19 protein-coding genes are annotated in these 24,380 nt (G+C 47.1%); 7 read left to right on the top strand and 12 right to left on the bottom strand.

Annotation, left to right across the window (positions count from 1 at the left end):
- Window positions 1–26 precede the first annotated feature (26 nt).
- Both JEU20_RS04755 and JEU20_RS04750 read left to right on the top strand, forming a co-directional pair.
- The gene (locus tag JEU20_RS04755; protein ID WP_198243884.1) at window positions 27–1,748 is read left to right on the top strand and encodes an autotransporter assembly complex protein TamA; all 1,722 of its coding nucleotides are present in this window, start codon (window positions 27–29) and stop codon (window positions 1,746–1,748) included.
- Window positions 1,748–5,209 (top strand): translocation/assembly module TamB domain-containing protein, encoded by a 3,462-nt coding sequence (locus tag JEU20_RS04750; RefSeq protein WP_198243883.1) that lies wholly within the window; start codon window positions 1,748–1,750, stop codon window positions 5,207–5,209. Before JEU20_RS04755 ends, JEU20_RS04750 begins: the two co-directional genes overlap by 1 nt.
- A 613-nt stretch (window positions 5,210–5,822) precedes the next feature.
- Here JEU20_RS04750 and JEU20_RS04745 read toward each other — a convergent pair.
- Window positions 5,823–6,572, bottom strand: a complete 750-nt coding sequence (locus JEU20_RS04745; protein WP_198243554.1) for an IS5 family transposase — start codon at window positions 6,570–6,572, stop codon at window positions 5,823–5,825.
- An 89-nt stretch (window positions 6,573–6,661) separates the two neighbouring features.
- Between JEU20_RS04745 and JEU20_RS04740 the strand changes: the two genes are divergently transcribed.
- Window positions 6,662–7,168, top strand: coding sequence for a DUF1269 domain-containing protein (locus tag JEU20_RS04740; protein WP_198243882.1), 507 nt, complete (start codon window positions 6,662–6,664; stop codon window positions 7,166–7,168).
- A 36-nt stretch (window positions 7,169–7,204) separates the two neighbouring features.
- On the opposite strand, the gene JEU20_RS04735 is transcribed toward JEU20_RS04740, so the two are convergent.
- From JEU20_RS04735 to JEU20_RS04695, 9 genes are read right to left on the bottom strand one after another with little or no spacing between them, the layout of a single operon-like run.
- Window positions 7,205–7,948, bottom strand: a complete 744-nt coding sequence (locus JEU20_RS04735; RefSeq protein WP_198243881.1) for a metal-dependent hydrolase — start codon at window positions 7,946–7,948, stop codon at window positions 7,205–7,207.
- A gap of 29 nt (window positions 7,949–7,977) precedes the next feature.
- Complete coding sequence (locus JEU20_RS04730) at window positions 7,978–8,160, bottom strand: hypothetical protein (RefSeq protein WP_198243880.1); 183 nt, start codon at window positions 8,158–8,160, stop codon at window positions 7,978–7,980.
- 12 nt (window positions 8,161–8,172) lie between these two features.
- Window positions 8,173–8,760, bottom strand: a complete 588-nt coding sequence (locus JEU20_RS04725) for an electron transport complex protein RnfA (RefSeq protein ID WP_198243879.1) — start codon at window positions 8,758–8,760, stop codon at window positions 8,173–8,175.
- Window positions 8,761–8,769: 9 nt separating this feature from the next.
- Window positions 8,770–9,441 carry an electron transport complex subunit RsxE gene (gene rsxE / locus JEU20_RS04720; RefSeq protein ID WP_198243878.1) on the bottom strand — a complete coding sequence of 224 codons (672 nt, stop codon included), beginning with the start codon at window positions 9,439–9,441 and terminating at the stop codon, window positions 8,770–8,772.
- A complete protein-coding gene (locus JEU20_RS04715) occupies window positions 9,428–10,132 on the bottom strand; it encodes an RnfABCDGE type electron transport complex subunit G (protein WP_198243877.1) in 705 nt (234 codons plus the stop codon). Before JEU20_RS04715 ends, rsxE begins: the two co-directional genes overlap by 14 nt.
- A complete protein-coding gene (locus tag JEU20_RS04710; RefSeq protein ID WP_198243876.1) occupies window positions 10,132–11,178 on the bottom strand; it encodes an RnfABCDGE type electron transport complex subunit D in 1,047 nt (348 codons plus the stop codon). The genes JEU20_RS04715 and JEU20_RS04710 overlap by 1 nt, the downstream gene beginning before the upstream one ends.
- Window positions 11,171–12,517, bottom strand: coding sequence for an electron transport complex subunit RsxC (rsxC, locus tag JEU20_RS04705; RefSeq protein WP_198243875.1), 1,347 nt, complete (start codon window positions 12,515–12,517; stop codon window positions 11,171–11,173). The genes JEU20_RS04710 and rsxC overlap by 8 nt, the downstream gene beginning before the upstream one ends.
- A 2-nt stretch (window positions 12,518–12,519) precedes the next feature.
- Entirely contained in the window at window positions 12,520–17,514 is a 4,995-nt protein-coding gene (locus JEU20_RS04700) for a 2-oxoacid:acceptor oxidoreductase family protein (RefSeq protein ID WP_198243874.1), read from the bottom strand.
- 47 nt (window positions 17,515–17,561) lie between these two features.
- Window positions 17,562–18,446, bottom strand: a complete 885-nt coding sequence (locus JEU20_RS04695; protein ID WP_198243873.1) for an RnfABCDGE type electron transport complex subunit B — start codon at window positions 18,444–18,446, stop codon at window positions 17,562–17,564.
- 219 nt (window positions 18,447–18,665) lie between these two features.
- Here JEU20_RS04695 and JEU20_RS04690 point away from each other — a divergent pair, with 219 nt between their 5' ends.
- From JEU20_RS04690 to JEU20_RS04675, 4 genes are all read left to right on the top strand, one after another.
- Window positions 18,666–18,905: an OadG family protein gene (locus JEU20_RS04690; RefSeq protein WP_198243872.1), complete on the top strand. Its 240-nt coding sequence runs from the start codon at window positions 18,666–18,668 to the stop codon at window positions 18,903–18,905.
- A 91-nt stretch (window positions 18,906–18,996) separates the two neighbouring features.
- Window positions 18,997–20,775, top strand: coding sequence for a sodium-extruding oxaloacetate decarboxylase subunit alpha (gene oadA / locus JEU20_RS04685; protein WP_198243871.1), 1,779 nt, complete (start codon window positions 18,997–18,999; stop codon window positions 20,773–20,775).
- A 14-nt stretch (window positions 20,776–20,789) separates the two neighbouring features.
- Window positions 20,790–21,917, top strand: a complete 1,128-nt coding sequence (locus tag JEU20_RS04680) for a sodium ion-translocating decarboxylase subunit beta (RefSeq protein ID WP_198243870.1) — start codon at window positions 20,790–20,792, stop codon at window positions 21,915–21,917.
- Window positions 21,918–22,117: 200 nt separating this feature from the next.
- Window positions 22,118–22,315 carry a hypothetical protein gene (locus tag JEU20_RS04675; RefSeq protein ID WP_198243869.1) on the top strand — a complete coding sequence of 66 codons (198 nt, stop codon included), beginning with the start codon at window positions 22,118–22,120 and terminating at the stop codon, window positions 22,313–22,315.
- Window positions 22,316–22,414: 99 nt separating this feature from the next.
- Here JEU20_RS04675 and JEU20_RS04670 read toward each other — a convergent pair whose 3' ends face one another.
- A complete protein-coding gene (locus JEU20_RS04670; RefSeq protein ID WP_198243868.1) occupies window positions 22,415–22,621 on the bottom strand; it encodes a hypothetical protein in 207 nt (68 codons plus the stop codon).
- A complete protein-coding gene (locus JEU20_RS04665) occupies window positions 22,618–24,333 on the bottom strand; it encodes a putative bifunctional diguanylate cyclase/phosphodiesterase (RefSeq protein ID WP_198243867.1) in 1,716 nt (571 codons plus the stop codon). Before JEU20_RS04665 ends, JEU20_RS04670 begins: the two co-directional genes overlap by 4 nt.
- Between the last annotated feature and the right edge of the window lie 47 nt (window positions 24,334–24,380).

The raw sequence follows: 24,380 nt of genomic DNA, 5'->3' as shown, positions 1-24,380 counted from the left end.
CTGGCAGAAAGCGCACGGCTCGGTATATGCATCACATTAAATTTGTGCTTTTGATCTTGTTGGTGCCGGCATTGGCTTATGCTATTGACCCGGCATTGCATATTGAAGGACTCAATGAGGAACAGAGTCGGAATGTACAGGGGTTTTTATCGTTAGCGCAAGAACCTTGTCATACACCGAAGTGGCGGATTCAAAAATTATTTGAACATAGCGACCAGGAAATCAATAAAGCCTTGCGCGCATTAGGATATTACGCGCCGACCATCGAAAAAAAACTAATCTTTGCGAATGACTGTTGGCAAGCTGACTTTTCAATTGATCCGGGACAGCCGGTTCGGGTTGAATCTATTCGTGTACGGATTGATGGCGAAGCCGGAAAGATGCCAGCATTTCAGAAGCTTATGGCCCTTTTGCCGATTAAAAAGGGTGATATTCTGAATCATGGTAAATACGAGAAAATTAAATCTGACCTGAATTCATTAGCTTTAGAGTATGGCTATTTAAATCATAAGTTGACGACAAAAATATTGCGTGTCGATCCTAAAAAACATCGTGCCGAAATTGAATTGGTGATGAATTCAGGACGGCAGCATTATTTTGGAACGATTACAATCAAACAAGATGTGCTTGATCCTGAGTTTGTAAAGCGCTTTATTGTGATTGAGGCAGACCAGCCTTATTCGAGCAAAAAACTGGCACAAACCTATAATTTATTGGCAGAAAGCATTTATTTCACCCATGTAGATGTTCAGCCCGAGATGGATGAAATTGAAGACTTGCGCGTGCCGGTGGCGATTACACTGGAGCCTTCCAAAAGACATGACTATACCGTAGGCATCGGTTATGAGACCGATATTGGGCCGATTGCCTCGGCTAATTACCAAAACCGCCGTCTCAACCGCAAAGGCCATCATTTAAATGTAAGTCTGGATATTTCACCGATTTTATCCAGTGCCGAAGCGCGTTATGTCATTCCTTTCGTTAGGCCGCGCACCGATAGTGTTACCTTTGGCGCCGGTTATAAATACGAGAAGCCGAGTACATTTAAAGCCGAGTCTGCAAAACTGTCATTGCAATATTTACATGTGTATAAAAGCCGGTGGCAACAGACGCTACTTCTTGATTTCAATCGAGAGAAATTTACCGTCAGCGATGTTACCCAAACCACCACATTATTGGTTCCTGGGGCGCGCTGGCTACGGTCACATAAGAATCAGCTGGTGCGACCGACTTCCGGCTATCGTCTTGATCTAACTCTGTCGACTGCAGTGAAGCCATTACTGTCGGATGTTTCCTTTATACAAACGTCACTGACAGGCCTGGTGATTGCGCCTTTACCGTGGCCGGCTCGGGTGATCGGCCGTGTTAATCTAGGCGCGACATTAACGACCGATTTGAATCGTTTGCCGGCTTCTTACCGCTTTTATGCGGGGGGCACAAATTCTATCCGCGGTTATGGCTATAAGAAACTGGGTCCGACTGACGATAATGGCGATATCGTCGGTGGAAAATACATTTCTGTCGCTAGTCTGGAGTATGAGCAATTGATCAACGATCGCTGGGGGGTGGCGGTTTTTATGGATGGCGGAAATGCCTTCAATTCCAATTCGATTTCAATCAAATATAGCGCCGGCTTAGGCGCGCGTTGGATTTCACCGATCGGGCCGATCCGACTGGATTTTGCGATGCCATTAAATGATTCAGGCGATTCTTTCCGGATACATTTTGCGGCTGGAAACAGATTGTAATGAAGGCTGTTTATCGCATTATCCGTTTTTGCCTGATCACGGCGATGAGTCTGATTGTAGGTCTGGCCGGCTTGTTGGCGACAGAAACAGGTTCACGTTTTGTGTTGATGGCGATCAGTTCACAATGGCAATCATTGCAGATAGGGCAGATCAATGGCACGTTACTTGGGCCGTTACAGTTGAATAAATTGCAGTATACGGATGATCAGGGATTTAATGTTGTGATAGGTACGCTCAACTTAGATTGGGAGCCTGCATCGTTATTCCAGAGACAGTTGCATATTATTCAATTCAGCTTGCAGCAGATCGCCATTGAAGGTTTACCGCAGGAAGATAAACAAAATCGAGAGGTCAGTCTGCCGTTGCCCGTTATTCCCATCGACATCATTGTCGATGTCTTGAGCGCAGAACAAGTCAGTTGGAAAAATGGGCCGTCAAAAACTCAAATCCAGCACCTGTCAGCGGCGTTTGAATGGGTGGATAATCAATTGGACATCAGGGATATTTCACTGGCTATGGCGTCTTTGCAGGTTGAAGGAAAAAGTCGCGTACTGATACAACAGGGATGGCCGCTTGTTGCCGACATCAATTGGACGTATGTCATGGACAATGCATTATTGGAGGGGCAATTACAGCTCGATGGCAATCTGCAACAAATGACATTTTCTCATCGTATTTCGGGGGCTGTTGTGAGTCGCCAAACCGGTGTGTTGCGTTTCGATGGTGCCAAGCCTGAATTTGACATCAAAACACAGTGGAGAAAATTACAGTGGCCATTCTCAGGGAAGCCACAAATCAGCAGTCAACAGGGCACACTGCATATTAAAGGTTCAACATCGAACTATCTGGCTCAACTCGATGCGGTCATATCGCCGTCAGACTATTCTGATTCCAGTTTGATAATGACGGCAACGGGTGACTTAACACAGCTTAAAATCAAATTGCTGCAGTTGCACGCTAAACAAGGCCGGCTAAAACTCAATGGTCGCCTGAATTGGCAAAATGGCATAGGTTTTGACCTGGATGCCGAAGCGAGAAAAATCAACCCGCAAATATTTGGCGCACCTGTGGCTGGAAAACTGAACCTTAATGCGCATGCTCATGGAAATATTGTCGATGAAAATATGACATTGACGCTGGATTTAAAACGATTGAATGGCCAGTTACAGGGGCAAAATATTGACGGATCCGGCGAGATTGAGCTGGCCAAGGAAACCTTGCATTTTAAAGCACTCAATCTCAGGGCCGGGCGCAATGAACTATGGCTCACAGGATGGCTCAATCAACAGCATGCCGACCTTCTGTTCAATATTGCCGCATCCGACCTGAAAACAGCATGGCCTACTCTGGCCGGTACATTGAATGGCGCTGTCAGTATCAAAGGGGCATTATCAAATCCCATTGTCCATGCAAAATTACGCGGGCAGAGGATGCGATATAACGACTTCGCTTTGAGACGCTTGGTGTTAGATGCCGATTATGTGCATCAGGCTTTACGGCAATCGACTGTAAACTTACTGGCCTCAGGACTTGTTCTGGCAGAGACAGTCATCGATAAAATCGAAATCACAGGCCATGGCAGTCAGGCCAGACATGCGGTTAAAGTAAGGTTTGAAGCACCATTTTTACAGCTTCTGCTCGATGGCGATGGCCGCTGGGATAATACAGGGTGGCATGGTCTTATTACACGATTGGGTGTTAGCCATCCGCAGCTAAAAAAATGGCGTTTACGGACGCCGGTCACTATAAACCTGCAAGCTGAGAACGGCGCTGTTTGGCTTGATTTATCCGAAACCTGTCTGCAGCAGGCCAGCAGTTCACTTTGCTTTACGGCCGCCGGCAATCTACGGCAAAAATTTAGCGGTCATGTTGTGCTTGTCGATAATGCCTTGCGAACCGTAACGCCTTGGCTACCGCCTGAAGTTAGCATAAATGGCCAGTTGCACGCCGACAGCCAGTTCAGCGTCAGTCCTGAAAAGACGCGTGCGGCTATCCGCGTCAACCTTAAGGATGGTCAGGTTATTCTCCGTGATGATAAAAAAATTGAACATCGTTTGCAGTTTAGCGCTTCGAAACTAGAGGCGATTTATGAGAATGATCAATTACGCTCTGATTTGTATCTGGGAGTCACTGAACATGATTTTATTCGTGCCCATTTAAATGCTGGGCCTGCTGAAGGGAGACAACACATCAGAACATTAACCGGCGAAATTGATGCGGAAGTCATTGATATGACTTTTATCGACAGCTTGCTTAGCTCGATCAAAAATCTTGATGGCCAATTTAAAGCCCATTTCAATATCGCGGGTAACAGTGCCGAGCCTTTACTCAGTGGCCGAGCGCAATTTCATGATGGCCATTTTGACATTCTGCCATTAGGGATAACGGCCAAGAATGTTTTTGTCGATATTAAAAATGCGCCGGATAACGTCAGGCGACTGTCAATTGTTGGGGGATTAAGTTCCGGTAAGGGAACAATCAATACAAATGGCTATCTGGATGTAACGACACAAAATGATTTTCCGATGTATCTGAAGGTTGAGGGTGAAAAATTTCTAATCGTCCGATTAGCAGAAGGTGAAGTCGTTATTTCACCGAATATTTCGGTGACGACAGCCGATAAGTTGACCAAAATAGAAGGTAACGTCAGTATTGATAGTGGCAAAATTGAAATCAAGGATATTCCGGACAATGTGGTTGCGCCGAGTGAGGATGAGGTGGTTATCGGTGCCGAAAACAAAAAAACCAAACCGATAAAGCTGGCACAGACTGCTATTGATGTCGCTATTTTCTTGGGCGAACAGCTGTATTTCTCGGGCTTTGGTCTTAAAACCAAGCTGGTGGGAAAGTTGCGCTATGTCGCTGACCAAGATAAACAATCCTTACAAGGCAAAGCTGAAATGAAGGGGGCGACATACAAGGCCTATGGTCAGGAGCTTGTCTTGCGCCGCGGTGAATTTTTGTTCAATGGACCGGCAGATAACCCCTGGATGAATATTGAAGCCGTACGCAAAGCCAAGTCAGAACCCGTGGTGGCTATTTTAAGTGTGACAGGGCCATTAAAAAATCCCTATAGCCGTATTTATACTGAACCTTCTTTACCGGAATCAGACGCTTTAGCCTACCTGGTCACCGGTAAATCGTTTAAACAATTAGGCCAAGGCGACTCAGCTGCATTGGCCAATGCCGCAATAAGCTATGGTGCAGGTCAGTTATCCTGGATTACAGAGCAACTCGGTCTTGATGAGTTTGAATTTGTACAGGCCGATACCTTGGTCGACAGTGCCGTTAAATTGGGCCATTACTTAAATCCAGACTTATATGTTGGTGTGACGATGGGCTTGTTTGCTAATCGCTACGCCGTCGATTTACGCTATCGATTGAATAAATATCTTAGCGTACACACACGTTCAGGTGAAACGCAGCGTATTGACTTGAAGTATCATTTCTCGAGCGATTGAGAAAACGCCAGGAAAGGACATAGCTGATGTTACGCAGTGCCTTTGTGGTTTTCTTAGTTTCCACTGTGCTACCCCGGAATGACGATTCCCAAGAAATTTCGGTAAACGGTGATGATCGGGCTCGAATAGGTCTAATGAATAGACACTTCAGATCACAGCGCACGCATCGTTATATTGTATCGTTTAATTCCATTGACTGCTCTGGATTCATTCAGTTATTAACGACCCTGTAGAAACATTTGTTGATTTCATCCTTGCTGCACGGTTTCATTCTCTGTGTTCTCAGTAGTCTGAAGTGTCGATAAAAGATAGAGGCCAGAGATGACTTTTTCTTTCACAGTAATGATGAAAGGAAGATTATATGTAAATGTGATTGAAGAGCTGCTGCGTAACATCAGGACATAATACGTTAGTTGGATGCTACGGCAATGGTAAGGCTGAGTTAATTCCGTTTTTTGCTTGAAAATACGCGAACTTCACCTCATATCCCTTAATGACCTGCCGTTTAGGTTCAGGATTTTAGGAATCCGCAAGCAGGAGAGGCTTTCTGCAGAATGAAAAAGGCCTCTTCAATTTATTTATATTAAGGAGAAAACTAGGGGCTGTTGCCATTTCACATAGGTAACCATAAAAAGGCGCAAGCCAGAGCGATAGAGCCTTCAAAATTTCGTTTGAGTTTGTCATATCGCGTGGCGATCGCTCTGAAATGCTTAAGTCTTGCAAACACATTTTCAACGAGATGGCGATATTTGTAGAGACACCAATCCATTTCATCATTTCCCCGAGTTGAATTCTTTTTTCTTGGGATAACAGGAACAGCCCCTTTGTCTTTAATTTGAAGACGTAATGCTTCACTGTCATAGCCTCTGTCAGCAACTATATAGTCACCTTTTGGGAGCTCTGCAACTAATTTCGGTGCTTCTTTACAGTCATGAACTTCGCCGCCTGTCACTGAGAAATGAATAGGAAGACCACAGGCATCAACGGCCATATGAATTTTACTGGTGTTCCCGGCGACAGATTTCCCTATCGCTGTTTCTTGTTCACAGGCCGCACCACTACTATGCTGATGTGCTTTCACAATACTCCCATCAATAAATTCCCATTCCAGGTCTGGATCAACAACCAAGGCGTTAAAAATACCCATCAGTTTTTCTTTACGAGACCAGTCATTGAATCGTTTATATACCGCATTCCAATTACCAAAAGCCGTGGGTAAATCTCTCCAGGGACAACCTACTCGCAAGCGATAAAAAATACCTTCGACTGTTTTTCGAAGACAAGGTTTGTCATAAATTCCCATTTTCAACATAATTATCTTCAGTTTCTCCCAAAGTTCATCCGTAAGCATTTGTCGGGGCATAGTTTGCTTGTTTTTGAGTCAAAATAAACAATCTATGTGGCGGAGTTATTGAATTTCAAGGGGGATTTTCAAAACGGCAACAGCCCCTAATGTCAGAATTAATTGTTGTAACCTACGATGATGTTTATAAAGCCGAAGAGGTTCGGTTGAAACTATTGAAAATGCAAAAGGAATATCTGGTTGAGCTGGAAGATGCGGTTGTGGCTTACAAAGACAAAGATGGAAAAATAAAACTCAGACAAATGTATTCGCCCACTGCCATTGGGGCTGTCAGTGGTGGGTTCTGGGGAATATTGATTGGTTTGTTATTTCTCAATCCTTTAATGGGGCTGGTTGTTGGTAGTGCATCGGGTGCCGTCGCCGGGGCATTGTCTGATATTGGCATCAATGATGATTTTATGAAAGAGCTGTCCGCTAATCTGGAAGAGGGGCAATCCGCCTTGTTTGTTCTGGCACGCAAGATTGTACTGGATAAATTATTGGATGAGCTGAAAGGAACAGGCGGCAAAGTCATTCATACCTCATTGTCACATAAAGATGAAAAAAAGCTTCAGGAAGCCTTAGAAGCTGTAAGAGCGGAAAACGGCGACACTTAATCCGTTATTTGGAAGCAAGCAACACAGGGATGTGCGCTAGCCCGTTGTCAGTAAAGGCTGTATAGAGGGGCAGTAGACGATGTAGGTCACAATAGTCGCAATGAGCAGTCCGATTGAGGAAAACTTATTGTTATAGCTAAAAAGTTTGAAAGCTGTACCGAACGAGCGCTTAAGCTTGGCATTCGCTAAATCGACGCTATACATTTCATCTAACAACAAATGCACGATAAAGCCAAAGCCGACAAAACAGCCTTGTAACCAAGCATTATAGGCATTGACGTGCATGACCTGATAAGACAAACTCGTGGTTATCAGGCTAAAAAGCAGGGCGCTGAGCAGCGAGTGAAATGCTCCGCGATGAACGGTTTGTGATTTAAACAGATAAAGAACCGGAAAACGAACCGTCACATAGCTTAAAATGGCAAACAGCAAGGATGATAGCTGAAAACGGACGTTGCCAATTTTTTTAACACTGTCAAATGGAAATGCCGTTAACAGATTGCATGAAAAATCATTGAACAGCCAAGGGATATGAATGTGTTTTATGGCATTGTCGGTCGTAAACACCATGATGGCGACAAGCAGTCCAATCAATGAAAACAACCACTTTAACTGTTTGCTGTTATCTGAGTCGATGTCAGGTAGCAAGCCGCCGACTACTCCAGCCAGAATGAGCCAGGGAACCGCCATCCAGTCAACGATATGGAGTTTTAAGGCTAATAGACTTCCGCCAGTGCTTGCCAGTGCGGCACCGTTGACATGCGTTTTAAAATTAGCCATTTATTGTTCGTTTTGGATTAGCTTACGGTTTACGACGATTTATCACACTGCCCCGCACCACAGCCACAATTTTTTCCGCAGCCTAGGCCTTCTTCTTTGGCGGGGCCGAATTCGGGGTGTTTGGCGGCGTATTTGCGGGCAGTCTGTTGTATTAGAATCCAGCCGCTCATCAGGATGAAAATAATTCCCATGGCAATCAAAAAGTTAAGCATTGTTCTCTCCGGTTAGATTTGCCCACCGAGGCCGGCGAAGCCCATGAACGTCATTGATAAGATACCGGCTAGCATCATGCTCAGGGCTGCAGCTTGAGTAATGTTGGGCAGTTTGGATAACTCCAGTTTCTCGCGTAAGCCAGCCATCAGCATGATAGCCAAGGCAAAACCTGCGCCGGCACCAAGGCTGAATGCAATCGACTGAAAAAAATCATATTGGCGAGCTGTTTGAAACAGGGCTACACCTAAAATTGCACAGTTCGTTGTGATCAAGGGTAAAAAAATACCGAGGGCGCGAAACAGCGTCGGGCTGAATTTTTTTAGCACCATCTCTACCAGTTGTACGGCCGAGGCGATAATGGCGATATAGCTGATCAGGCGCAAAAATTCCAGCTGATAGCTGGTTAGAATCCAGTTGATGCCATAAGCGCATAAGGAACTGATAAACATCACGAAGGCGGTGGCCAGGCTCATATTAAAGGCCGTGTCGCGTTTAGCGGACACGCCGACGAAAGGGCATAAGCCTAAAAACATGGCCAAGACAAAGTTGTTAATCAGAAAAGCGCTGAGAAAAATAAAGCTTAAAGATTCAGGATTCATGAGTCAACCTTAGTGTCGTTGAGGCACAGTGCAGTGAGAAGCGGCAAGCTCTTGCTTAATGGCTGATGTGCTTCTGCGTTGTTTGACATAGTTGATCAACAGTAGCCAGCAGCCGAGGACGATAAAGCCGCCTGGAGGCAGAATCATCACTACCCAGGGTTCAAACTGGTCGCTGAAAACGGGGTAGCCGAGTAATTGGCCGGCACCGAGTAATTCGCGGACGCCGCCCAGCATAATCAGTGCCAGGGTAAAGCCCAGCCCCATACCGGTTGCACTCACCACAGAGCGGCCAAAGCTGTTTTTGGAGGCGAAGGCTTCCGCACGGCCCAGAATCAGACAGTTCACCACAATCAGCTGAATAAAGGCACCGAGTTTGTTGTACAAATCCAGACTGATAGCCTGAATAATATAATCTACCAAGGTCACGAAGGTGGCGATAATGACGATATAAGTCGTAATCCGGACTTGTTTGGGGATAAAGTGGCGTAAGGCCGAGACCAGCGCATTAGAGCAGACGAGGACAAACAGTGTGGCAATACCCATACCCAGCGCATTTTCAACCGTGTTGGTGACTGCCAGAACTGGGCATAGTCCTAACATCATGACAAATACCGGATTTTCTTTCCATAAGCCGGCGGTAAAATCTTGAAGGCTGATAGGAACTTGTTCATTTTGTTTCATGGTTTACCTCGTTTTTGCGGGCTGCATTTTCCAGTGACGTCAGGTTTTTGGTGATGACAGGATGAAATTTATGGGCACTCTGGTTCAGCATTCGGCCAACAGCGTTTGATGTAATGGTTGAGCCTGCGATGGCGTCGATTTCAAAGGGGTGTTTTTTACTGCCATGCCGAACCGTTTTTATATCATGCAATAAAGCACCCGAAGCGGGGTCAACTTTTGCGCTGAGACAGTTGAAGTTGGCTAAAAATTCCGCATTCGTGCTGATTTGAGTGCCAAAGCCTGGTGTTTCAGTGCTTTTTAAGACATCGAAGCCGGTGATACAGCCTGTGTAAGGGTTGTAGGCATACAATATTTTAACTGTATCCTGGTAACCTTGTGCCTGGGCGGGTAGCGCTACACCAACAAGCGTATTGTTGGCATCGTAACCGGCATAAATCAGTTCGCCATTGGCTTTACCATCGGTGGCTATTAACTGCCCGTTGTCTACCTTGAAGGTTAGGTATTTGACGGCATTGGGCAGAATCTTGAAAATGGCGCGCTCGGTGGCGATGCGCTGATTTTCGCTAATAATCGGTTTGGTGTATTCATAAACCAGCACCACTAGCAAGCCCGATAACATGGCAACCACCGACAAGGTGGCGATTAGGCGGGTGCTGGAGGGCAGTTCGGGTACCTCAGGTTGTTGAGCCATCAGGAGTCCTCTTTTTTACGTGCGCCATAAATACTGGGTTGAGTGTAACGTTCAATCAGTGGTGTGGCGGCGTTACCGAATAAAATGGCATACATAACAGCTTCTGTCAGCCCGCCAAACAAACGGATGATGACGGTTAAAAACCCCACCAGCAGGCCAAAAATAAAGATGCCCAGTGGTGTCACCGGTGAGGCGACCATGTCGCTGGCCATAAAGACTGCGCCGAACATCAGGCCGCCGGAAAAAATCATGAATGCAGGGCTCGGATAATGGCTGGGGTCGTAAAAATAAAATACGGCAGCGGTTGCGGCGGTGCCGAAGATGACAGAAGCCGGAATGCGCCAGTCCAGCATTTTGCGCCACATCAGATAGAACCCACATAACAAAATCAATAAGGCTGAGGTTTCACCAGTCGAGCCTTCGGTTAACCCCAAAAACAGGGATTGACTGTCGGTCATGATGCCCTGGAATTTCATCAAAGCCAGCGGTGTCGCGCCACTGAAACCATCGACGATATGTGCGCTCCATTCGGCCGTAGCGGCGGGCTTCATAAAAGGCAGCGCCAGTGTAGAGGGAATGAATTCGACAAAGCGATTCGGTGCCAACGCAGGTGTCCAGGTGGTAATGGCAACGGGAAATGCAGCCTGTACGAAGGCGCGGCCAACCAAAGCCGGATTGAAGACATTAAAACCGATACCACCGAACAGGGTTTTTCCCATGGCGATGGCGACAAAGCCGGCAACCGCCCCCATCCATAAGGGAAACCCTGGCGGCAACGTCATCGCCAGTAACAAGCCGGTGATGGTCGCGCTATAGTCTTTGAGCGTATTGGCTTTGCCGGACAAACGACAAAACAAGGATTCTGTTCCCAGACAGGCCAGAGTCGTGACGATGATCAAGGCCAAGGCACTGATACCAAATTGCCAGACGGAAAAGACAACCAGCGGCAACAATGCATAAACCACGTTGCGCATGATTTTTTCCACTGTCAACGGACTGTGAATATAGGGCGACGGACGAAGATCGATAAGTGGGTGTTTAGCCATTTTGAATATGTCGTTCCCGGTTCAGGGTTTTGGCAATCTTGAAATATTGCACCAGTGGAATATTGGATGGGCAGACATAGCTGCATGCGCCGCATTCAAAACAATCATTCAAATGATACTGTTCCTCCATCACGTCATAACGGCGTTTGTCGGCCAAAAGCCCTAACTCAGATGGATTCAGGTTGATTGGACAGGCTTGCAGGCACAATGAACATTTTATGCAAGGTAAAATATCTTTGGGCTTATAGGCATGTTGATCCAGAATCAAGACGCCGCCAGTGCTTTTGGTCACCGGTGTTTCCAATGAGGCGACAGGCAATCCCATCATCGGACCGCCCAGGATAATTTCCGCTTCCTGGCCGGTGAAATCGGCTTGGTCCAAAATATCCTGCAGTGGTGTGCCAACCGGGACCACATAGTTGCCAGGTTTTGCCAGATCATCACCGGTGACGGTGATGATCCGTTCAACCAGTCCTTGCCGGTTTGGCAGCAAGCGGCCCATTTCCGCCAATGTGGCAACATTGAAGACAGCCAGGCCGATTTCCGAAGGCAATCCGCGCGAGGGTATTTCGACACCCAGCAAGGATTTGACCAACATTTTTTCAGCCCCTTGCGGGTATTTGGTTTCTACTGCTTCAACCTGAATTCGGCCATCTGCAGGCAGGCGCGGCGAAATAGCCTCCAGTACTTCCAGTTTGTTGTCTTCGATGCCGATGATGCTGCGCTCGGCGGAGACAGCTTTCATCGCAATTTGAATGCCACGAATCAAATCATCCACTTTTTCCAGCATAATGCGGTGGTCAGTGGTTAAAAACGGCTCACATTCACAGCCATTGACGATAATGGTATGAATGCTGCGGTCTTTGGGCAGTAACATTTTGGCATAGCTTGGAAAACCCGCGCCGCCTAAACCGACTAGGCCGGTTTGCTTGACCTCATTGATGATTTGTTCGGGCGTCATCCGGGTGTAATCCTGATATTCTCCCGAGACTGGAATTTGTGGTGAGCTGGGATCGGTGTCGATGACAATCGACATGACTTTACTGCCTTTAGGCCCTGGCATTAAATCAATTTCGCGCACGCTGCCGCTGACCGATGCATGAATCGGCACCGATAAAGCATTTTCAGCCGGTTCGGCAATTACTTCACCGCGCACTACATATTGACCTTTATGCACGATGGGAATCGCTGGTGCACCGATATGCTGCGCTAGCGGCAGGATGACCCGCTCCGGAAAAGGCAAACGCAGCGTTTTTTTATGCTGCGTTATCGATTTGTATTCCGGTGGGTGAATGCCATGGGGAAATGTCTTGCGGATAAAAAAATCAAGTAAACCCATGATTACTGATACTTAGCCGCCCGTTTAATCAATTTATCCAGATTCGGTTCATTCGGATTCCACGGTGTGCCAGGGTGAATGATGTCAACTGGACATTTTTCCGCCGCTTTGACGATATCTTCATAGCTACCTGCGGTAGGGTCGGCAACATAGGCCTTTTTCTCTTCATTGTATTTGAAGATAGCTGGGTTAGTGTCGATACATTCATCGCAGCTGGTGCAATCGGGCGTTTCTATCCAGGCTGGCTCAAACGCAGGGGCTGGTGCATCACTGGTGTCCGATGTTGCCGCCGGATCTGTTGCCGAGGGTTGAGCGGCCGCAGGGGCTGGTGCCGGCGTTGTCGTAGCCGGTGGCGCTGCGGAGATAGCTTTGAGCAAGTCGGCCTGATCGCTACCGGCAACCAGATTCATCAATCCGGCAATGAGTTTTTGCGCGGCTTCATTTTTGGCTTGCTCGGCAATCTGTTGGGGATCAATTTTATCCTCATCTTCGCCGACCAATGATTTTAACAGACGCCAGAATTCGCGGCGCTCCACGGTTGAATTGACGATTTCAGTACCCACCAGCACGCGGATGAGCGTGTTGTCTTGTGGGTCGATCGCCCAGATGAAAGGGATCTTATCGCGCTGATTATCTGCATCCAGATTGATGAATTCATGCAGTAAAACCATGTCATCATTCCACTGATCCTGCGGCACAATGCTGAAATGTTTACGAAAACGGCCTTCGGTCAATGCCCAGTCGGCAAAGGTGAATGGCAGCACCATACTTTCTTCATTACCGTATTCATCAGTGTAATTCAGGGTGTATTCGGTCCAATCGTCGTCAATGGCCGGATTACCTTTGATAGAGAGGCACTGTTTCCAGCCCTGACCTTTGTTAGGGTCAAAATGCATCAGCGGATAGGCGCGTGATTCCACGGCCATTTTACTTTGGCGTGTCGCCATGTCATCGCCGACACCATGTTCAGGCTGGCAAACCGAATAGATATTGAAAATGGCCGGTCCCCGATAATTGAGGCCATCGATATAGCCTTCCAGCAGATGGCTCAGATTGGATTGGGCGCCTTGCAGAACAAAACTGGTGCGATGGGCCATCGCAATCAGGCTCATTTCCTTGCGTTTTTCCTGCTTGCCTTTTTTCTGCTTGCCATAAGATGCCATATCAGAAATCTGCGACAGGAAGCTGGCCGTGCTGGCCTGACCGCCGGTGTTGGAATACACTTGTGTATCCAATACCAGAATTTTTAACGGTGTGCCCGACATTAAGGCACGCGACAGGTTTTGAAAACCGATGTCGTACATGGCACCGTCGCCACCGATGCACACTAGTGGTGGGCACAACTTGTATTCTTCTTCCGTAAACTGATTCCAGTCGAAATAGGTAAAGAAACGGTCGTGTTCGTCTTTATCATATTTTCCGGCAATCTCAAGCTCCGCCATACGAATGGCTTTGAAGCCCTCAGCCATGGTGCGCATATGGCCTTCAAACAGGCCCATAGCGACCGATGGCGCATCCTGGAATAAATGATTGGTCCATGGAAACGGATAGGGGTTGTACGGAAAGGTCGACCCCCAGACGCTGGTGCAGCCGGTACTGTTGCTGATGCCTAAAGCGGCGCGACCATTGCCGGTAACGCCTTCGACATATTGCCATTTTAAATGTTTCAGTTTGGCGACCAGTTGGGTGGTCCACTGCAGCCAGTCTTTATCAATAGGTTGATGCGGTTTGCCTTGCTCTAGTTTGGTGCTCAGTTTGGTTAGCGTCAAGTCGACATTCTGATTCTGGGCAATGGCATCTTCAATGGCATCGACATCGCCGATGTCCAGTTTTTCGGCCAGTTTCAAGCGGATATGTTTTTCCATATCGTTGATGAGTTGGTCGATATGTTGCAGATGCTTTTTAACCCGCGGCTGCATCAATGCGGTTACGGTCGAGGTGAACAGGTGAATAACCGACTTTTCACCACAGCCCGCGCAGGCGCCATCGCCGCAGACCATTGAGCCATAGTTGCTTTTGTCTTGCAGCAAGGTATGCAGCGCACCGATTTTTTCATCAATATCATCGATGCGATTGAATTTCGGATTGGATGTCGGCAGATCCAGCCAGTATTCCCATTCAGAATAGAGCTTTTGCAGGCTTTCATGGGTTTGCGGAGCAGGTTCAAGCGCACCATCTTCACATTCTTTCACGCATTCCATACAGCCTTTACAGGTGTAAGGGTTAATGGTGATGGAATAGAGGCCGCCACTATTGGGCTGGCGCTTGTTCATCTGGTCATGATAAGGACGGGTCAAGGCAAATTTAAACTCGCCCATGGTGTCTTTGAACCAGTCGAATTCTTGCGCGACTTCGTCACGAACATCCTCAGGATATTCCTTAATAGTTTCGCCAATCGCTTTGGCAAAAATCGGCGTTAAGTTAGTGCCTTCCGATTTTTCTCGGGTCAGCTCATGGTATTTACGTTCTACACTACGCACAGCTCGACGTAGGTGCTTCACCTTACGGCCCTGGCGTTCGATGCGTTTGATATTGGTTTCAAAAACTTCGCCGACGGTGTTGATTAAGCCTGGAATAGCACTGTCAGGACATAGCGAGAAACAGTCGCCACAGGCGGTACAGTTTTCCGGAATCCAGACCGGATGTTCGTGGCGGATGCTGCTCATGTCACGAAAGACGCCGGTAGCGGCTGGCATGATGCCGGTTGCCGCATAAGGGTCGGCCAGGTTATCGTTGCCATGACCGGTTTTGTAGTTGAAGCCGACCTGATTCCAGAAACGATGAATATCCGATAAATTATCATCGTTGGCTGGGCGTTTGCGCAGCAGGATTGGCGCAACCACGTCTTTTATTTTTGCACTTTCGTGAATGTCGCCAACCGTCATTTCTTCATGCGGCAGCGGGTGGGCTTCTTCGAAGCCGCGTTTTACGGTACGGAAATTATCTTCGACAACAGTGTCACCTTTATCACCAAATTTATTTTTCAGCGTTTGATGGACGGCATCTAAAACCTGTTGTTGGGTTTTGCCGGCTTTTTCAGCAAATGGTGAGGCTTTGAAAAATGCACCCTGAAAGGCGATGCCTTGCATGCGGAACTGTAGTTCGGGGTCAGAGGCTTCTTCCCGCGCGATCTTGAAGGCATCGATATAAAATACCTTGATGTTGCGATCGACCATAAATTGTTGCGCCGCTTTAGGGAACGAGCGCCAGACGGCTTCAGGCGACTCCAGCGCACTTTGGATAATAAAGGTACCGCCTTCTTTCAGACCCAGTAATGGATTGGTGTGGCTGAATACATTGGGGTCGGGGGACATCACCACATCGACATGCTGATATTCACAGTTTAGATGAATCGGTTGTTCCGATACTGCGAGATAATAGGTGGTCGGATGGCCTTTTTTCTCGGAACCATATTTTGGGTTGGCCTTGATGTTGAAATCGGTCAGGTCAAACAGTGTCATCGCCAGGTTTTTGCCGGTAGTTACCGCACCCCAGCCGCCGATTGAATGCATGCGCATGATCAGGCTGTTTTCAGGCAGCAGATCCGGGTTTTCCTGACGTTTTAAGGCTAGCTGACGGATGCCGGGATAAGCCTGTTCGATTTGTTGGTTATGAATTTCCTGTTGCGGCGAATAGGCTGTTTCGCGGATAAAATCGATGCCTAAGTAGAAAAAGGTACGTTTTTCGCCATCCGGCAGCATATTGTTGATAGCGGCAATTAAATCGCCGGGTTGTAAATCGCGGCTGCCGAGGCCAAAACAGCCGGAAAACAGTTCCGGAGCCTGTTCCATTTTGGTGTAACTTTCATACTCAGGGAAAGGAGTCACGCTTTTGCTGCGGCCATTTTCCAGACATTTGCTTAACGTTGCGCGGATTTCCCGCATTAACGGCAAATCTTCGGCCAGAGGCTGGTCGGTACGTTCTAGCACTAATACCGCTTTTTTGTTTTTCAGCAGCTTGCTGATCAGATCGCCGGGGAAAGGGCGGAACATGGTCATATCGGCAACGGCACACTTCAGGCCGCGCGTTTCTTGCAAATAATCGACGACAGCTTGTGCAGTTACGGTAATGCTGCCCTGGCCGATAATCAAATAATCGGCATCCTTGACGCCACTCACGGTGACACGGTGATAGCGGCGGCCTGTTAATGCATACCATTCATCCATGCATTGGTCGGCAAACTGTGCAACATGATCGAAGAAATAGGGGCGCTGTGCCGCTGTCGTTTGCATGTAAGCGTCTTGATTGGTGACGGTTCCTGTCATCATCGGTTTGTCGACGTCCCAGTTCATCGGGATGCGGCGACGGTTTTCACCATACAGGATGCGCTGGGCCGGGGTTGGGGTTGGGATGATGTCATCCGGGCGGCCCAGAAATTCTTCAATGAGCTCACGTTCGGGTAGGTTTAAAGGTTCGATTAAATGTGAGGTTAAAAAGCCATCTTGCGCGACGGCAACTGGGTTTAATGCCAGTTCAGCAATTTTACGGCCAATGATATTCAGATCCGCGACAGCTTGGCCGCTATTCCCAAATAGCTGAATAAAGCCAGTATCGTCCATGCAATGGTAATCATCGTGGCCGCAATGCACATTCAGGGTCGATTTTGTAATTGAGCGGGTGGCGATATTGAGGATATAAGGCAGTCTTTTTCCGACTGCGGCATACAGGGACTCATGCATATAGGCAATGCCCTGGGAAGCCGAAAAATTACTGGCGCGTAAGCCACTTAACGATAATCCAGCGGTCATGCCGGCCGCGGCATGTTCACCTTCGGGCTGGATAAAAATCAGGGGTCGTTCGGAAATATTCAAAAAGCCGTTGTTTGCCGCCTCTGCCCATTGTTCGCCCATATTGCTCGCGGGCGTGATAGGGAAGGCGCCAGCCGCGTCGCTGGCGTGCTTTTCACAATGAAATACGGCTGAGCTGCCATCCATTGCGACTCGAATGCCAGGATATTTGAATTCTGTTGTTTCTTTTGCTTTACCAAACAAAGCCATGCGATTCCTCAAAAGAATTAAGGTTTAATTGAGATTGTGATTTCAGGTCAGCCTAATGGTAGCGGCTCATTGCGATGTGAACGCTGTGCTTCTTTGCCCACGCTGGAACGGGTGGTTCCTAATTTGCTGTCTATCCAAACGATGGCCCCGGTCGGGCAACGTTCTATCGGTGTTCTATCAACATCGATCTGATCATAGAGTTCATAGTTTATCACGGCCAGATTGTTTTTGATTTCGATAAGGCCCGGAGGGGCATCAACGGCACATTTTTCACAACCGGTGCAGGCCACTTCACATTCAGCCAGCGCATCATCGCCTTCAGCCAGGCTTTTGCAGGCGACGAAAAGTTTATGACTGACAGGATGTAAGGAAAACAAATCTTTCGGACAGACGACGACACAATCATTGCATGCCGTGCATTTATCCTCAACCACAATCGGCAGGCCATGCTCATCCATGAAAATAGCATCAAAATCACAGACTTCTGCGCAATCGGCAAGACCTAAGCAGCCCCAGCTGCAGCCTTTGCCGCCACCGGCTACAGTTGCAGCGGCTTGACAAGACTTCATCCCTTCATATTTTGCTCGGGTGTAGGCGACATGGGTGCCGCCGGCACACGCTAACCTGGCGACGACTTTTTCTTTTGGCTTCATGTCCACGCCAAGGTATTCAGCAATTTGGGCATTGCCTTCGGGGGTATTGACGGTACAGTCAGATGGATTTTTCCGGCCGGCAACGACGGCTTCTGCAAAGGGTCTGCAGCCGGGTTCACCACATGCGCCGCATTGTGCCTGCGGCAACATTTCATCCACTTCATCAATCCGCGGATCTTCTCTTACAAACAGTTTTTTGTTTGCGATAGCGAGTATGATGGCCAGGGCTGTGCCTAAGGCAACCATAAAAAGAGCGGCAGTTAAGATACTTGAAGTCATGTGTTTCGTTAAATCCCTAAAAAAACAAAGGATTTATCATTAGAGTATGAATTGAACAATCGTGTACTTTACACGAAAATGCCCTTCAAAGGCAAAATTGCATATTTATATAAGTTGTTGATTATATGTTTAAATGCGCTCATCTGGGCGGAATAAGCATTGTCTAGTCCATAAAATTTAGGCATAATGCGGAGAATTTTACACATTGGAAACTATGTTATGCGTGAAATGTTAATACAAGGCGCGGAATTGATGATCGCTGGCATGTCGATTGTTTTTATGTTTTTGGCACTGTTGGTATTTGCCGTGACCGGACTGCGCAAAGTGGTAGAAAAGTTTCTGCCAGAGCCTGTAATTGAACCCAAATATCCAAAACCTAAGCCTGTTACCGTGCAGGCTGATGTTGTCACTGCGATTACCCTCGCAGTGCGGCAATATCAGGATAAACATTTATCTTAGCTTAAGGGGTTTTAAGTGGCCCAAAGAGTTTAAGAAATATTACCCACAAGGTATTTTAAGCATGGTCTAAAAAAAGACCCAGGAGAAAAAAATGGCAAAACCATTAGGTATAACTGAAGTTGTGCTGCGGGATGCACATCAATCAATTTTGGCAACACGCCTACGCATTGAAGACATGTTGCCGGTTTGTGAACAACTGGATCAGATTGGATACTGGTCGATTGAATCTTGGGGTGGCGCTACTTTTGATGCCTGTATACGTTATTTGGGGGAAGATCCTTGGGAAAGATTGCGTCTTCTGAAGAAGGCGATGCCAAATACGCCGCAACAAATGCTTTTTCGGGGGCAAAACATTTTAGGCTATCGGCATTATGCGGATGATGTGGTTGATAAATTTGTCGAGCGTTGTGTTGTCAATGGCATTGATGTTTTTCGTATTTTTGATGCCATGAATGACATGCGCAATATCGAGCGCGCGATAAAGGCTGTGCTGAATACCGATGCCCATGCGCAAGGGACTATCTCTTACACGATTAGTCCGGTACATACCATTGAAAAATGGGTGGAGCAGGGGCGTGAAATTGAAGATCTTGGTGCGCATTCTATTTGTATTAAAGACATGGCAGGGCTGTTGACGCCTTATGATGCTTACGATCTGGTTTCACAGCTGAAAAAAGCGGTTGATATTCCGATTCATTTACATTGTCATGCCACGACGGGCTTGAGCGTCGGCACGCTGATCAAGGCCATAGATGCCGGTGTGGATAATGTCGATACGGCAATTTCATCTTTGAGTATGACCTATGGCCACAGCCCTACCGAAACCATTGTTGCCAGTTTGAAAGGTCAGCCGCGTGATACCGGTTTAGTGCTCGAGAAGTTTGAACCTTTGGCTGATCATTTTCGTGAAGTCCGCAAGAAATATGCTCAATTTGAAGGCAGCCTGAAAGGAGTTGATAGCCGTATCCTGATTTCTCAGGTGCCTGGTGGTATGTTGACCAATATGGAAAGTCAGCTGAGAGAGCAGGGGGCAGAAGATAAATTTGCCGAGGTGTTGAAAGAAATTCCACGGGTGCGGGAAGATTTAGGTTATTTGCCATTGGTTACGCCGACCTCACAAATTGTCGGAACCCAGGCGGTGATGAATGTTTTATCTGGAGAGCGTTATAAAACAATCAGTAAAGAAACGGCCGGTGTATTGAAGGGTGAATATGGCAAGACGCCGGCGCCGGTCAATAAAGAATTACAGGCGCGGGTATTGGAAGGGCAGGAGCCCATTACCTGTCGGCCGGCCGATTTGCTGGAACCGGAAATGGAGAAATTGATTACCGAGGTCATCGAAAAAGCGGCAGAAGAAGGGGTGAAGTTGTCTGAGCCGGTGGAAGACGATGCGCTGATCTATGCTTTGTTTGCACAAGTGGGTTGGAAATTCCTGAAAAACCGAGGGAATCCAGAGGCATTTGAAGCAGCCCCAAACCCAGAGGCGTTTGCACGCCAATCGGCAGGCAAGTTGCCGGTTGAAAACTATACGGTCAATGTGAATGGTACAAATTATAACGTCGTGGTTGGCCCGGGGGATGCCGATATTCAGGTACAGCCTGCAGGAGCAGGGCAGGTGTTGAGTGCGCCGGCAGCAACAGCCGCGCCCGCTGCAAGTACTGGCGAAGCGGTAACCGCACCCATGGCGGGTACTATTTTAAAAGTCAATGTTAATGTGGGTGACAACGTGAATGCCGGTGATGTGGTTGTTATTATGGAAGCGATGAAAATGGAGACCGAAGTGCGGGCAAAAGCGGCGGGAATGGTATCCGCTGTGAATGTTAAAGAAGGCGATGCGGTGTCCGTAGGTGATACCCTGATTATTTTATAAGGCAGGGGAAAACTATGGAAAATTTGACACTACTTTGGGAAAGTACCGGCTTGTATAGTATTTCTGGCGGCCAGGTCGCGATGATGGCCGTGGGATTTTTGCTGTTATATCTGGCAATTAAAAAAGGCTTCGAACCTTTATTGCTCTTGCCGATTGGCTTTGGTGCCATATTAGTCAATATCCCTGTTGCCGAAATGGGTGGTGAAGGCGGTATTTTGCATTATTTATATTTTGGCATTAAATCTGGCATTTTCCCGCTATTGATTTTTATGGGGGTTGGCGCGATGACCGATTTTGGTCCGATGTTGGCTAATCCCAAAACCTTGTTTTTAGGCGCGGCGGCCCAGTTTGGTATTTTTGCCACACTGTTGGGCGCTTTAGCCTTAAATGTCATTCCAGGGCTGGAGTTTTCATTTAAAGATGCTGCAGCGATTGCGATTATTGGCGGGGCTGATGGGCCTACCGCAATCTATGTGGCCTCTAAATTGTCGCCAGAACTGTTAGGCGCGATTGCGGTGGCTGCTTATTCCTACATGGCGTTGGTGCCGCTGATTCAACCGCCCATTATGCGCGCATTGACGACAGAAGCAGAGCGTGCCATTGAGATGCAGCAATTACGCAGCGTCAGTCAAGCGGAAAAAATACTGTTTCCGTTGATGCTGTTGTTTTTGACAGCCTTTCTGTTGCCTTCGGCAGCGCCATTAGTTGGCATGTTTTGTTTAGGGAACCTGATGAATACCTGCGGCGTGGTTGAACGTTTGAGTAAGACGGCACAGAATGAGTTGATCAATATTGTGACCATTTTTCTAGGCTTGTCGGTGGGGTCAAAGCTGAGTGCGGAAGCCTTTTTAACCTTTAAAACACTTGGGATTTTGGCGTTGGGTGCGATTGCGTTTTGTATTGGTACAGCCTGTGGTGTCTTGATGGCGAAAGTTATGAATAAATACAGTAAAACCCCTATCAATCCTTTGATTGGTGCCGCTGGAGTTTCGGCTGTACCGATGGCGGCGCGGGTTGCCAATAAGTTAGGGTTAGAATCTAATCCGCATAACTTCCTGTTGATGCATGCAATGGGACCTAATGTCGCAGGCGTTATCGGTTCTGCAGTGGCAGCCGGGGTGTTGTTGAGTTTGGTAAATTAAAGTGAGATATTTTTTAGGTTTGTCGTGTCGTCGTAAAACAATTTATTCTTTGTTTGTAATATCTTATCGTCTATTGACGGCAAAGCTGGGTTAAAGAATTTCCGCGTCTGTCCGATAAAAGAGATGCACGTTTTAAATGTTGCTTGTTTCTGGATTCGAGACGTCTCGGATCCGGTTTTCTTAACAAGAGGAGATTAGCTATGGATGTTTCATCCGTTGCAAGTACACTGGTAACGCCGAATACACCTGTGCCGACACGGACGGCGGAAGCGCTTGAAGGTAATCAGCCAGATACCGATGGTGATCGTGACGATAGGGTAAATGCTGCCGCTAAAACTCAGAAAACACCCGCTGTCGCTACAGGCGCAGTGGGTAGTAAGCTGGATGTAATGGCCTAAATGCCTTTAGCGCGATAAAAAGCTTGGTGCTTATTTCGGTAGGTGCCAGGCTTTTTTGGTGTGATGGGTACAAGAATGGTGTCTCACTTGAGTGCTTCGTCATGCTTGGTCCTTGGTCTGGATGTATTGTTTTAAGAGTTCATGCTTGGATTCAATTCTGTCTTGAATTTGGCGTAAAAAGGCTTGATATTCTTTATCGTTTTGATATTGGTCGAAAAAATCCTGTAAAATTTTTTGGCGTTCTTGTTCGAACAAATCTGGATTTTTGGATAATTGCATGAGTTTGTAAAAGTCAAAATTATTCATGATGTTGACTCCAGAGGGTGGAAGATATCTTGGGCAGGTTGCGGTCGGGCGAAATAAAAACCTTGAAAACAATCACAGCCACATTGCTGTAGTTGCTGTAATTGGACTTCGGTTTCCACGCCTTCAGCGACAACTTCCAAATGCAAATGCTTGGCCATGGCGATAATCGTATCGACAATCGCCAGGTCTGGCGCACTTTTATTCAGGTTGAGGACAAAAGAGCGGTCAATTTTAAGTTGATCAATCGGCAGGCGGCTTAAATAGGATAATGAGGAATAACCGGTACCAAAATCGTCAATTGAAAAACGTAATCCCAGTTCGCGCAACTGGTTAATTTTCTCGATACTGCTTTGGATATGATAAAACAGTAAAGATTCGGTGATTTCCAGGGTAATACAATTGGCATCGACACCTGTGCATTGGATAATGGCTTTGATTTTTTCGGTGAAGTCATTATCAATAAACTGGCGCGAGCTGATATTGATTGACAGGTGGGGGATATGGAGACCTGCATGTTGCCAGCTTACCCATTGCCGACAGGCCTTGATCAAGACCTGCTCGCCGATGTCGGTAATCAAGCCGGTTTGTTCGGCAATCGGGATAAAATCGGCCGGTGAAATCAGGCCCTTTTCAGGATGTCGCCAGCGGATCAGCGCTTCGCAGCCCATGATTTGTTGGTTGCTGTTGAACTGCAGCTGATAAAGCACCTCGAATTGATCTTGCTGCAAGGCTTCATAGAGTTCTTTTTCCAGGGTCAGGCGTTTATCGGCTTCTTGTTGCAGCTGGTCATAAAAGAAACTGAAATTGTTCTTGCCATTGTGTTTGGCTTCGTACATGGCAGTGTCCGCCTCTTTCAAGACTTGATCGCTGTTTTTACTGTCATCATTGAACAAGGTAATCCCGATGCTGCATGATAGATGCAGTTGATGTGAGGCGATTTCAATCGGCAATTTCATGGAGTCCAGCAATTTAATCGCGATTCGGCTGACCTGATCGACGGTTTCACGCTGATTGTCGGCCATATTGTTCAATAACACCACAAATTCATCACCACCGATTCGGGCAATAATGTCATCGCTACGGAACAGCTGCTTCAAGCGTTGTGCCACCTGGATCAAAAACTGATCGCCGACTTTATGGCCTAATGAATCATTAATGCGCTTGAAATCGTCCAGGTCAATAAACAACAGTGCGTTATAGTGCGGCTTCTGGTCAGCATTGGCGAATTGCTGACGTAATTTTATGTCCAATAAATTACGATTGGCCAGTCCCGTCAACGAATCAAAATGCGCCAGTTTCCATAATTTTTCTTCGGCTTCCTTGAATTTGGAAATATCACTGAATACCGAAATATAATGCTTGACAGTGTTATTGGAAATAACCTGGTTGATGGTTTGCCAGACTGGGAAAATCTCACCGTTTTTACGTTTGTTCCACAGTTCCCCTTGCCAGTAATGATGGCTGTTGATCTGTTCCCACATTTGCTGGTAAAAATGACGATCCTGAAGGCCGGAAGAAAGAATCTTCGGGTTTTTCCCAAGCACTTCTTCTTTCTTGTAACCGGTGATTTTGCAAAAAGCCGGGTTAATATCGACAATGCGTGCCTGATCATCGGTAATGACCATGGCTTCGGAAGATGTTTCAAACATCACTTTATAAAGTTGTAAATTAACGGTCATGGCCTGATATGGGCTGAAATTTTGATTGTTCATCGTAAATGCCTCTGGGCATGTTATCTCTCTTCATACAAAAAATAGCG

Origin of the sequence: methane-oxidizing endosymbiont of Gigantopelta aegis (genome assembly GCF_016097405.1) — a bacterium.
Lineage (GTDB): Bacteria > Pseudomonadota > Gammaproteobacteria > Methylococcales > Methylomonadaceae > Methylomarinum.
The sequence above is the reverse complement of the archived record's forward strand: the minus strand, read 5'-3'. Positions and strand labels throughout refer to the sequence as shown.

Coding starts and splice junctions, on each gene's coding strand:
- JEU20_RS04675 (WP_198243869.1), top strand. CDS start 22,118: ATGGATGTTTCATCCGTTGCAAGTACACTGGTAACGCCGAATACACCT.
- JEU20_RS04710 (WP_198243876.1), bottom strand. CDS start 11,178: ATGGCTAAACACCCACTTATCGATCTTCGTCCGTCGCCCTATATTCAC.
- JEU20_RS04665 (WP_198243867.1), bottom strand. CDS start 24,333: ATGAACAATCAAAATTTCAGCCCATATCAGGCCATGACCGTTAATTTA.
- JEU20_RS04740 (WP_198243882.1), top strand. CDS start 6,662: ATGTCAGAATTAATTGTTGTAACCTACGATGATGTTTATAAAGCCGAA.
- rsxE (WP_198243878.1), bottom strand. CDS start 9,441: ATGAAACAAAATGAACAAGTTCCTATCAGCCTTCAAGATTTTACCGCC.
- JEU20_RS04680 (WP_198243870.1), top strand. CDS start 20,790: ATGGAAAATTTGACACTACTTTGGGAAAGTACCGGCTTGTATAGTATT.
- rsxC (WP_198243875.1), bottom strand. CDS start 12,517: ATGGGTTTACTTGATTTTTTTATCCGCAAGACATTTCCCCATGGCATT.
- JEU20_RS04745 (WP_198243554.1), bottom strand. CDS start 6,572: ATGCCCCGACAAATGCTTACGGATGAACTTTGGGAGAAACTGAAGATA.
- JEU20_RS04725 (WP_198243879.1), bottom strand. CDS start 8,760: ATGAATCCTGAATCTTTAAGCTTTATTTTTCTCAGCGCTTTTCTGATT.
- JEU20_RS04730 (WP_198243880.1), bottom strand. CDS start 8,160: ATGCTTAACTTTTTGATTGCCATGGGAATTATTTTCATCCTGATGAGC.
- JEU20_RS04695 (WP_198243873.1), bottom strand. CDS start 18,446: ATGACTTCAAGTATCTTAACTGCCGCTCTTTTTATGGTTGCCTTAGGC.
- oadA (WP_198243871.1), top strand. CDS start 18,997: ATGGCAAAACCATTAGGTATAACTGAAGTTGTGCTGCGGGATGCACAT.
- JEU20_RS04750 (WP_198243883.1), top strand. CDS start 1,748: ATGAAGGCTGTTTATCGCATTATCCGTTTTTGCCTGATCACGGCGATG.
- JEU20_RS04690 (WP_198243872.1), top strand. CDS start 18,666: ATGCGTGAAATGTTAATACAAGGCGCGGAATTGATGATCGCTGGCATG.
- JEU20_RS04735 (WP_198243881.1), bottom strand. CDS start 7,948: ATGGCTAATTTTAAAACGCATGTCAACGGTGCCGCACTGGCAAGCACT.
- JEU20_RS04755 (WP_198243884.1), top strand. CDS start 27: ATGCATCACATTAAATTTGTGCTTTTGATCTTGTTGGTGCCGGCATTG.
- JEU20_RS04715 (WP_198243877.1), bottom strand. CDS start 10,132: ATGGCTCAACAACCTGAGGTACCCGAACTGCCCTCCAGCACCCGCCTA.
- JEU20_RS04700 (WP_198243874.1), bottom strand. CDS start 17,514: ATGGCTTTGTTTGGTAAAGCAAAAGAAACAACAGAATTCAAATATCCT.
- JEU20_RS04670 (WP_198243868.1), bottom strand. CDS start 22,621: ATGAATAATTTTGACTTTTACAAACTCATGCAATTATCCAAAAATCCA.